This window comes from Methylobacterium segetis (assembly GCF_004348265.1).
In the GTDB taxonomy this organism is placed as follows: domain Bacteria; phylum Pseudomonadota; class Alphaproteobacteria; order Rhizobiales; family Beijerinckiaceae; genus Methylobacterium; species Methylobacterium segetis.
Window position 1 is genome coordinate 37,139 of the sequence record NZ_SMNT01000037.1, and the last position, 11,557, is coordinate 48,695.

The following is an 11,557-nucleotide window of genomic DNA, read 5'->3' on the forward strand; positions in this document are numbered from 1 at the left end:
CATGCCGATCGAGGCGAGGATCGCGCCGCGGCCCGCGCGCGCCGAGGCGCAGCCCGCGGCCCCCCGGGCGGCCCCCCAACCGGCCCCCCAACCGGCCGACCCGGCCTCCGGCCTGCGCCAGCTCCTGCGGGTCGAGGCGGAGTTCCGCCGGGCCGCGACCCGGGACGCGCTGGGGCTCGCCCTCGTCAACGAGACGGGCAAGCTGACCCGCGCCCGGCAGGTCTTCCTGCTCGGGCGCACGGGCAAGGCCCTCTCCGTCGAGCGGGTCTCGGGGCTCGGCGCCTTCGAGCGCGACGCGCCGCTGGTCCGCTGGGTCGCGTCGGTCGCGGCGGCGGCGGGCGAGGCGGCGCGGCCGGTCGATCTCGCGGCGGAGACGGGCGAGGAGGCGCGCACCTACCCGTTCCCGCACGCCCTCTGGATTCCGCTGCGGGACCGCGCGGAGACCCTGGTCGGCGGCCTGCTGCTCGCCCGCGAGCGCCCCTGGGACGAGGCCGACACGGCGCTCGCCTCGCGCCTCGCCGAGACCGGCGCCCACGCCCTCCTGGCGCTCCAGGCCCCCGCCCGCCGGCGCCTCGCGCCGCGCTCGCGGAAGGCGTTCCTGATCGGCGGGGCCTGCGCCCTCGGCGCGCTCGCCCTCCCCGTGCCCATGACGGTGCTGGCGCCGGCCAGCATCACCGCCGAGCGGCCCTTCGTCCTCGCCGCCCCGATCGACGGCATCATCGAGGAGGTCGCCGTCGCCCCGAACACCGCGGTGCAGGAGGGCGACCTCGTCGCCCGCTACGTCGATACCGCGCAGCGCAACGCGCTGGCCATCGCCGAGCGCGACGTGCAGGTGGCCGAGGCGCGGCTGCGGCAGGTGACGCAGGGCGCCTATCTCGACGACAAGGCGCGCCGCGAGATGGGGCAGGCGCGGGCCGAGCTCGCCCTCAAGAGCGCCGAGCGCGACTTCGCCCGCGACACCTACGCCAAGACGCAGATCCGCGCCGAGCGGGCCGGCGTCGTGGTCTATGCCGACCGCAAGGACTGGTTCGGCAAGCCGGTCGCCGCCGGGGCCCGCATCCTCGAGATCGCCGACCCGCGGACGGTGGAGGTGCGGATCGACCTGCCCGTCGCCGACGCGGTGGCCCTGCCCGAGGGCGCCCGCGTCCGCCTCTTCCTCGATTCCGATCCGCTCGCCGCCCTCGACGCGAGGATGGTGCAGGCGACGCCGATCGCCCGCCTGACCGATGCCGGGGTGCTCGCCTACCGGATCACCGCCGCGCTGGCGCCCGGGGAGCCGCCGCGGCTCGGGGCGCACGGCACGGCCCAGCTCTTCGGCGAGCGGGTGCCGCTCGCGTTCTACCTCCTGCGCAAGCCGCTGACCTATCTGCGCCAGAAGGCCGGCCTGTGAGCGGGCCGGCGCTCCCGGCCGCGGGCCCTGCTGCCGCGCCGCTGACGGCTCTGCGGGAGGATCTGCGCTTCCATCCGGGCGCCCCCACCGGCGACGGCGCGCCGACCTGGCTCGTCTACGACCCGCCGGCCCACCGCTACTTCGAGATCGACGCCACGGGCCTCGCCCTGCTCCAGGCATGGCGCGCCGGCCTCGCCTCGGCGGAGCTCGCCGAGCGGGCGGGGCGGGCGCTCGGCCGCACGGTGGCCGAAGCCGAGGTCGCGGCCTTCCGCGCCTTCGCGGAGCAGAACGGGCTCGCGGCCCATCCCGGCGGCTGGGCCGCGCAGGCGGCGCAGCTCGCGGCCGGCCGCACCGGCTGGGCCTCCTGGCTCCTGCACAACTACCTCTTCATCCGCATCCCCCTGGTGCGGCCGCAGGCCTTCCTCGTCCGCACGCTGCCCCATGCCCGCAGGCTCGCCTCACGGCGCAGCCTCGCCGCGATCGGGCTCGCGGGGCTCCTCGGCCTGATGCTCGCCTCCCGGCAATGGGACGCCTTCACCTCGACCTTCCTGCACTTCCTCAGCGTCGAGGGCCTCGGCGGCTACCTCGCGGCGCTCGCCTTCGTGAAGGTCCTGCACGAGCTCGGCCACGCCTACGCGGCCGTGCATCGCGGCTGCCGCGTCTCCACCATGGGCGTCGCCTTCATGGTGTTGGTGCCGGTCCTCTACACGGACACCACGGATGCGTGGCGCCTGCGCGACCGGCGCCAGCGCACGCTGATCGACGCCGCCGGCATCCTGGTCGAGCTCGGCGTGGCGCTGCTCGCGACGCTCGCCTGGTCCTTCCTGCCGGAGGGCTCGCTGCGGAGCATCGCCTTCTTCCTCGCCACGGCCGGCTGGGCGATGAGCCTCGCGGTCAACCTCAACCCGCTGATGCGCTTCGACGGCTACTATCTCGCCTGCGACGCCCTCGGCATCTCGAACCTGCAGCCCCGCGCCTTCGCCCTCGCCCGCTGGCGCCTGCGCGAGTGGCTGTTCGACCTCGGCGACCCCTGTCCCGAGGCGTGGAGCACGGGGCGCCGCCGCGCCGTCCTCGCCTACGGCTTCGCGGTCTGGCTCTACCGGCTCGTCCTGTTCACCGGCATCGCCGTCATGGTCTACGCCATGACCTTCAAGCTGCTCGGCCTGCTGCTCTTCGCCGTCGAGATCGGCTGGTTCGTGGTGGCGCCGATCGGGCGGGAGGCGGCGTTCTGGTGGCGCAACCGGACGCGGATCGACCCGGCCGGGCGCCTGCGCGTCACGGGCGGCGCCCTCGCGCTGCTCCTCGTCCTCCTGGTGATCCCGGTCTACGGCCGGGTCGAGATCCCCGCCATCGCCGAGCCGGGGCGCAGCGCCCGTCTCACCGCGGCGGCGCCGGGCCGGATCGAGGCCGTGGAGGTGGGGGCGGGCGCCTCCGTCGCGGCGGGGCAGGTGCTGCTGCGCCTCGCCTCGCCGAGGCTCGACCACGAGATCGCGGTGGCGCGCACCAAGCTCGCCCTGATCGAGTTCCGGCGCGACCGCCGGGCCGCGGACGCCCTCGACCGCAGCGCGAGCCTCGTCCTCGACCGGGAATTCGCGTCCCAGCGCGAGGCCCTCGCCGGCCTGGAGCGGCGGCGCGGGGAACTCGTGATCCGGGCCGCATTCGACGGGATGATCGCGGAGCTGGAGCCCGATCTCCAGCCCGGCCGCTGGGTCGGCCGCGGCGCCGAGCTCGGCACGCTCGCCTCGAACGGTCCCCGCCAGGTGCGCGGCCTCGTCGGCGAGGACGGGCTGCGCCGGCTCCGGGCCGGTGCCGCCGGCACCTTCGTGCCCGACGACCTCACCGCGCCCTCGCTTCCCGTGACCCTGGCCTCGGTCTCCCGGGCGGCCTCGGCGACCGTCGAGATCCCCTATCTCGCCTCGCATCTCGGCGGCCCCGTCTCCGTGCGGGAGGAGAAGGGCGTCGGCCCCGTGCCGGTGGAGGCGCAGTACACCGCGATCCTCGAACCGCCCTCGGAGGGCCTGCGCCTTTCCGAGAGCCCCGCCGTGGTGCGCGGCGTCGTCACCGTCGCGGGGACGCCCGAGAGCCTCGCCGGCCGGGCCGTCCGCCGGATCGTGGCCGTCCTGGTGCGCGAGAGCGGATTCTGAGCGGGTCCCTCGCCGCATCCGGGACGCGAGCGGCGAGGGATCCTTAACCCTGTTCGTACACACTCGTACGGCCCCCGGACCCTCGCTTTCGTCCGGGGACGGAGACGGCTTCCGCCATGTTCGAGCGCTTCCGCAACCGCCCGCGTGCCCGCTCGCGCGCCGCCGCGGCCCGGCCCGCCACCGCGATCCGGGCGCTGGAGCCGCGCTACGTGTTCGATGCGGCGGCCGCACCGGCCGCGGCCGCCGCCGCCCAGGCCGCCGAGGCGCCCGCGCCCGACCATCCGGCCGCCGAAGCGGCGCACCCGGCCGAGAGCCCCGCGCCGGACCACGCCCCGAGCCCGGCCGCCGACGCCTCCGCCGCGGCGGCTGAGCGGCGCGAGATCGTCGTGATCGACCGCAACGTGCCCGACCTCCAGACGCTCCTGCGGGGCGTGCCCGAGAAGGCCGAGGTGCTGCTGATCGATTCCGCCCGCGACGGGTTCGACCAGCTCGCCGAGGCGCTGCGGGGGCGCAGCGACGTCGATGCGGTCCACATCCTCTCGCACGGGGCCGCGGGCGACCTGCGCCTCGGCACCGGCACCCTCACCGCCGACACCATCGCGGGCCGCTACGCCGAGGATCTCGCCGCGATCGGGCGAGCCCTCGGGCCGGACGGCGACCTCCTGATCTACGGCTGCGATTTCGGCGCGGGCGCGAAGGGGGCGGAGGCGGTGCGCCTCCTCGCCCGGGCGACCGGGGCCGACGTGGCCGCCTCGGACGACGCGACGGGCGACGCGGCGCTCGGCGGCGACTGGGACCTCGAGACCCGCACCGGCGCGATCGAGGCCGGCCCCGCCCTCGACGCCGCGGCCCGGGAGAGCTGGCACCATCTGCTCGCGCCGGCCCAGATCAGCATCGCCGGCGAGCCGACCGTGCGCGACGGAAGCGGGACCCTGATCACCGCCAAGACGAACCGCAGCACCAACGGCGGGTCGATCGACTACTTCGACGTCAACGCGAACGTCGTCAACGCGACGGCGACCTGGGCGACTGCCGGCACGGTCGGCGGCGTGGCGGTCAGCCTCCGGGCCACCGTGGTCTCGATCGGCGAGGGCGACGACGCGGTTTCCTTCGGCACCAGCAGCGACGATACGGCGGTGCTGCTGCGCTCGACCTCGGCCGCGAACGGTGCGCCGGGCAACGCGGCGCACGTCGTCCTGCGCTGGGATCTCGTGCGCGCCGATAACGGCCAGCCGATCGCCGCCGACATCGATTTCCGGATCGGCGACATCGACGGCATCAACGGCAACCCGAACACCCGCGAATCGGTCACGGCCGCCCAGACGGGCCTGACCTCCTACACGGTCGACCAAGCGACCCACCTCGCGCTCGACTCGCGCAACGACCTCGTGCGTGCCTCGGGTCGGCAGGACGAGAACGTCACGCCCCCCGATCCGGTCTCGATCATCGGCTACAATTGGACGAACGTCTCGTCCTGGACGATGACCTACGACCTCGCGGCGAACACGCAGACCGGGGGCGCCGCCTTCATCCACGACGGCGACCGGGACATCGCCTTCACGACGCCGGTGACGGTCACCATCCCGAAGGTGGATCTCGACGCCGACGATTCGGCCGGGTCGGGCCTCAACTACGCGACGCAATTCACGGAGGACCGGCCGGCTGTCGGCGTCACGGACACCGACGTCCTGATCGCGAACACGCCGGCCGTCGACGGGGCGGAGATCATCCTGCGCAACGCCAAGGCTGGCGACGACCTGATCGTCGGCGCGCTGCCGGGCACCCTCACCGCCGTGATCGACCACAGCGTCGCGGGCGTGATCAAGGTGACGCTCTCGGGCAACGGCAGCCTCTCGGACTACCAGAACGCCCTGAAGGCGGTGACCTTCACGAATTCGGACGACCTGCCCGACACGACCGACCGCCAGATCGACGTGCGCGTGAGCACCGGAACCACGCAGGGCACGAGTTCACGCACCACGATCTCCGTGGTGCCCGTCGACGACGCGCCCGTGAACACGGTGCCGCCGCCGCAGACGATGCAGGAATACACGAGCCTCGTCTTCTCAAGCGCCAACGGCAACGCGATCAGCGTCGCCGACGCGGATGCGGGCGCGTCGAGCATCAAGGTCACGATCACGGCCGGCAACGGCATCGTCACGCTCGCCCGCACGACGGGGCTCGGCGTGACGGGCGACGGCACGGGCACCGTCACCCTCACGGGCTCGATCAGCGACATCAACGCCGCCCTCGACGGGGCCGCCTACCGGCCGAACACGCATTTCGCCGGCTCGACCGCGGTCACCGTCGCGACGGACGACCTCGGCAATACCGGTCCGGGGGGGCCGAAGACCACGACCAGCCAAGCCCTCATCACCGTCCAGGCCAATGCGGAGGCGCCGACGATCGGAGCGCGAACCGGCACGGAGCCGGCACGCGAGGACACGCCCCTCGTGTTCTCCCCGGCGAACGGCAACGCGATCACGGTCGCCGACCGGGACGGCGGTGCCCTCACCGTCACGATCTCCGCCAACCACGGCGTCCTCACCCTCGCGCGGACCACCGGCCTGACCGTCACGGTCGGCGGCGGCGCGGACGACGCCAGGATGACCTTCTCCGGCCTCGCCTCCGACATCAATGCGGCCCTCGACGGGCTGCGCTTCGACCCGGATGACGACTATAACGGGCCTGCGCAGATCGCCCTGTCGGTCCAGGACTTGCCCCGCGCGGCGGACAATTTCACCAATGGCAGCTTCGAGCAGCCGGGCGAGCCGCCGAACAGCTACACGCTCGTGGACGACAGTTCCGTGCCGGGCTGGAAGACCACGGCCAGCGACCACAAGATCGAGATCTGGGGCACGGGCTGGAACGGCGTGCCGGCCTACGAGGGCAACCAGTTCGCCGAGATCAACGCGACGGAGGTCGCCGCCCTTTACCAGGATTTCGACGCCTCGCCGGGCTCCATCATCTCCCTCGACTTCGCCCATCGCGGACGCCTCGGCGTCGACACGATGCGGGTGGTCGTCACCGATCTCGGAGCGGACGGGGTCTATGGCACCGGCGACGACCTCGCGCTGCTCGACAAGAACTACTTCGATGGCAACGCGGCCTGGGGCGCCTACCACGAGGAATTGTCGCAGAGCGCCAGCGGCAACAAGCTGCGCTTCGAGTTCCGCTCCGTCAGCGCGGAAGGCAACGATCCGACCTACGGCAATTTCGTCGACGGTATCGAGATCAAGCAGAATTTCATCACCCAGCGCACGATCGACCTCGCGATCGCGCCCGTGGCCGACATCGTGGCCGACACGGTGGCGACGAACGAGGACAACGCGGTCACCTTCAACGCGCTGACGGGCACGAACGGCGCCTCGGCCGACAATTTCGAGGATCCCGGCGCCTTCGTCTCGAGCGTCACGAACGGCGCGCACGGACGCGTCAGCTTCCAGCCGGACGGGCGGCTCACCTACACGCCGGATCCCGACTTCAACGGCACCGACACGTTCACCTACACCGTCACGTCCGGAGGCACGACCGAGACCGCCACCGTCACGGTCGGCGTCGCGGCGGTCAACGACGCGCCCCAGCACGCGCTGCCGGCCGGCGCCTCGACGAACGAGGACACCGACCTCGTCCTGTCGGGGGCGAACGCCATCCGGGTCTCGGACGTGGATGCGGGGACGGCCAGCCTGACGACGCGGCTCGGCGTCGCCCACGGCACGCTGACGCTCGCGCCTGGCTCGGGCGCCGGGGTGAGCGGGGACGGGACGGGCAGCGTGACGCTGACGGGCACGCTGGCGCAGATCAACGCGGCGCTCGACGGGCTGCGCTACCGGCCGGCGGCCGACTATAACGGGCCGGACACGCTCACCCTCGTCACGGACGATCTCGGCAACACGGGCGCGGGCGGGCCCCTGAGCCGCACCGACACGCTGGCCATCGCCGTCGCGGCGGTCAACGACGCCCCCCGCACCGGGCCTCTGACCGCGCGCGGCTCCGTCGACGGGGCGGCGGTGAGCGTCGATCTCGGCGCCTCCTACAATGATCCGGAGGGCGATCCGATCACCTACACGGTGACGGGCCTGCCGCCGGGTCTCTCCGCCGATCCGACGACCGGCCGCGTGAGCGGCCGGATCGACCGCTCCGCCTCGCAAGGGGGAGCGGGTGGGCTCTACACGGTCCAGGTGCGCGCCACGGACGGGCAGGGCGGCATCACCGACGCGACCTTCACCTGGCGGGTGCTCAACCCTGCGCCGATCGCCCGGAACGACACGTTCCTGGCGGAAGGGGGGCGCAGCCTCACCGGGTCGGTCCTGGCCGACAACGGCAACGGGCCCGACGCGGACCCGGACGGGGACTCGCTCGCCATCGTCGCGGTGGGCGGCCGGGCGGGCGATGTCGGGCGGGGCGTCGCGGGCTCGGCCGGCGGGATCTTCACGGTCGAGGCCGACGGGCGCTACGCCTTCGATCCGGGCGCCGACTTCGCCGACCTCGCCCCCGGCGCGACCCGCACTACCACGCTCACCTACACGGTCTCGGACGGGGAGGGAGGCCTTGCCACCGCTCAGGTCAGCGTCACGGTCGCCGGGCGGATCCCGGCGCTCCCGGCGCCCTCGCCCCTCGACCTCGCCAGCAACGACGGGCAGCCGCTCCGGCTCGATCTCGCGGCGCTCTTCCCGGGCCGGGAGGGCCTCACCTACGCGGCCGCGGGCCTGCCGCCCGGCCTCGCGCTCGATCCGGCGACGGGCCTCGTGTCCGGCACGGTGGCCTCGGACGCGTCCGGACCGACGGGCCTGCGCGGCTACCCGGTGACGCTCACCGCCACGGACGCGTCCGGGGCGAGCGAGACCCGCACCCTCACGTGGCGCATCGCGAACCTGCCCCCCGCGGCGGCGGCGGATGCCGCGACCACCGCCGAGGACACGCCCCTCGTCATCGACGTCCGCGCGAACGATGCCGATCCGGACGGCGACCCGCTCACCCTCGTCGCGGCGGACGGCCTCGCCCCGAGCGCGCTCCACGGGCGCGTGGACGTCGTCGGCGGGCGCCTCGTCTACGTGCCGGACGCGCATTTCAACGGCCAGGACCGCATCACCTACACGGTTTCCGACGGGAACGGGGGGCTCTCGACCGCCACCGTCGACGTCACCGTGACGCCGGTCAACGACGCGCCGGAGGCCGGCAGCCTGCCGGACACGGTCTCCCGCGACGGGCAGACCATCACCTATCCGATCGCCCCGAATTTCAGCGATCCGGACACCGATCCCCGCGTCGCGCAGGGGACGAGCGGGGACGGCCTGACCTTCTCGGCCGCCGGGCTGCCGCCGGGGCTCTCGATCGACCCGTCGACCGGCCTGGTCAGCGGCACCCTGCCGGCGAACGCCTCGGCCACGCCCGATTACAGGGTGACGGTGACCGCGACCGACCGGAACGGGGCGAGCGTCGGCCGCAGCTTCACCTGGCACGTCGACAACGGCGCGCCCGTGGCCGCACCCGACGCGGCGGCGACCGTCCAGGGCCGGCCCGTCATCGTCGCGGTGACCGCGAATGACGGCGATCCGGACGGGGATGCCTTCGCCCTCGTGGCCGATCCCGGCCGCGCCACCGCCGCGCATGGCAGCGTCGGCGTCGATCCCGCGAGCGGCACCCTGACCTACACGCCGGATCCGGGCTTCCGCGGCACCGACACGATCACCTACACGATCCGCGACGCGCAAGGGGACGAGGGAACCGGCTTCCTGACCGTGACCGTCGGGCCGGTGAACCAGCGCCCGACCGCACCGGACAGCCTCGCCGCGCGGGTCGCCGCCGACGCGGACCGCGTCGATCTCGACCTCGGCGCCGCCTTCGCCGATCCGGACGGAGATTTCCTCGCCTATACGGCGACCGGCCTGCCGCCCGGCCTCACGATCGACCCGGCGACCGGCCGCGTCACCGGACGGGTCGACGCCTCCGCCTCGGGGCCGGACGGCAGCCGCACCTACGTCGTCGAGGTCACCGCGCGCGACGCGGGCGGCCTCTCCGTCACCCGCGCCTTCGCCTGGACGGTGGTCGATCCGCCCCCGGAGGCCGTGAACGACACGATCGCGACCGCGGAAGAGACGCCCGTCGACATCGAGGTGGTCAAGGCCGGCGCGGCTCCGGGCACGCCGGGGCAGGACACCGACCCCGACGGCGACCCCCTCGCGGTGGTGCCGGGCTCGCTGCGGGCGGCGCATGGCAGCGTCGGCCTCAACCCGGACGGCACGATCCGCTACCGGCCGGACGCGGATTTCAACGGGACCGACACGATCCTCTACACCGTCTCGGACGGGAATGGCGGCTTCTCGACCGGCGCCGTCACGGTCACGGTGGGCCCGGTCAACGACGCGCCCGTCGCCGGGCCGCTCGCCGACCGGGGCGGCGCCGACGCGGAGGTGATCGATCTCGCGACCGCCCCCGCCTTCAGCGACGTGGATACCCGCGACCATGCGCCGGGCTCGGTGCCGGACCGGCTGAGCTACTCGGCCACCGGCCTGCCCCCGGGATTGTCCATCGACCCCGATACGGGCCGGATCACGGGGCGTCTCGCCTCCGACGCCTCCACCCGCGTCCCCGGCGGCCTCTACACGGTCACGGTGACGGCGCGGGACCTGGCCGGCGCGGCCGCCTCCAGCACCTTCACCTTCGCGGCGCGCAACATCGCGCCGAGCGCGGGCGACGACGCCTTCGCCGGCGACGAGGACGCGCCCCTCACGGGCTCCGTCCTCGGCAACGACGCCGACCCGGACGGCGACCCGGTCGCGGCGGCGATCCTGCGGGGGCCGGCCCACGGCACCCTCGACCTGCGCCCGGACGGGCGCTTCACCTACGTGCCGGACGCCGATTACAACGGTCCCGACAGCTTCACCTACACGCTCCGCGACGCGGACGGCGCCACGGCGACCGCGACCGTCACGCTCGCGGTGCGCCCGGTCAACGACGCGCCGGAGGCCGGGGCGCCGCCGCTCGTCACGCCGGAGGACACGCCGGTGGACGGGCGCCTCTCGCTGCGCGACGTGGACGGCGACCCGCTCACCGTCGCCGTGGAGCAGGCGCCGCGCTCGGGCAGCCTGATCCTGCGGCCGGACGGCAGCTACACCTACCTGCCGAACCGCGACTTCCACGGCAGCGACAGCTTCACCCTGCGGGTCGCCGACCCGAACGGCGGGGTCACCCTCGTCACGGTGCCGGTCACGGTCGATCCCGTGAACGACGTGCCCGAGGCCAGCGCCGACCCGCTGACCCTGCCCGCCAACACCAGCGCCGGCGGCCGCGTCGTCGCCTCGGACCGCGACGGCGACAGGCTCGCCTTCCGGCTCGCGGCGCCGCCGGCGAACGGCAGCCTCGCCCTCGCGGCGGATGGCGGCTACGTCTACGAGCCCTACGACGGCTATTTCGGACCGGACCAGTTCAAGGTCCTCGTCTCCGACGGGCAGGGCGGGGAGACGCTCGTGACGGTGGCGGTGACCGTCACCCCGAACCCGATCGAGGTGCGCCCGCCCATGCCGCCGGCGGCGCTCATGCCGCCCTCGCCGCTCGCCCCCCCGCCCGGAGCCGGTCGGGACGCGAGCCCGCTCCCGCCGCCCGCGGTCACGGCGACCGGCATCGTGCTGCCCACGGTCGCCGCGTTCGGCAGGCTGGAGAGCGTCTCGGACGTCGTGCTCGCCGAGGGCGCGGTCGTGGCCGCGGTCAACGGCGTGCGGTCCCTCAACGGCATCGACATCGTGCCCGTACGCCCCGCCATCCAGCAGGAGACCGAGCGGCTCGCGCGGCTCGGGAGCGACGGGCTCGTCCCGGAGATCGGCCTGGAGACGCCGTGGTTCTCGGCCCGGCCCTTCATCGGGCGCTCGCTCGGCTTCACGCTCGCCGAGGAGACCGGCGCCGGGGGCGTGCTGCGCGACGTGGTCGTGGAAGCCATCCGCCGCCCGGACGCGTTCGGCCTCAGCCTGCGTAACCTCGCCCCCGACGCGGCGGGTATCGCCGCCGTCACGCTCCGCGGCGCGGA

3 protein-coding genes are annotated in these 11,557 nt (G+C 74.3%); all 3 read left to right on the forward strand.

Translation table 11 applies throughout. The features are described 5' to 3' along the window. The first annotated feature begins 1 nt into the window (after position 1). A complete protein-coding gene (locus E1J50_RS11660) occupies positions 2 to 1,390 on the forward strand; it encodes an efflux RND transporter periplasmic adaptor subunit (RefSeq protein WP_132253716.1) in 1,389 nt (462 codons plus the stop codon). Next, a complete protein-coding gene (locus E1J50_RS11665; RefSeq protein WP_132253718.1) occupies positions 1,387 to 3,534 on the forward strand; it encodes a site-2 protease family protein in 2,148 nt (715 codons plus the stop codon). The genes E1J50_RS11660 and E1J50_RS11665 overlap by 4 nt, the downstream gene beginning before the upstream one ends. A 116-nt stretch (positions 3,535 to 3,650) precedes the next feature. Next, positions 3,651 to 11,557, forward strand: a 7,907-nt coding sequence (locus tag E1J50_RS11670) for an Ig-like domain-containing protein (RefSeq protein WP_132253721.1), incomplete at its 3' end; no start/stop codon positions are given.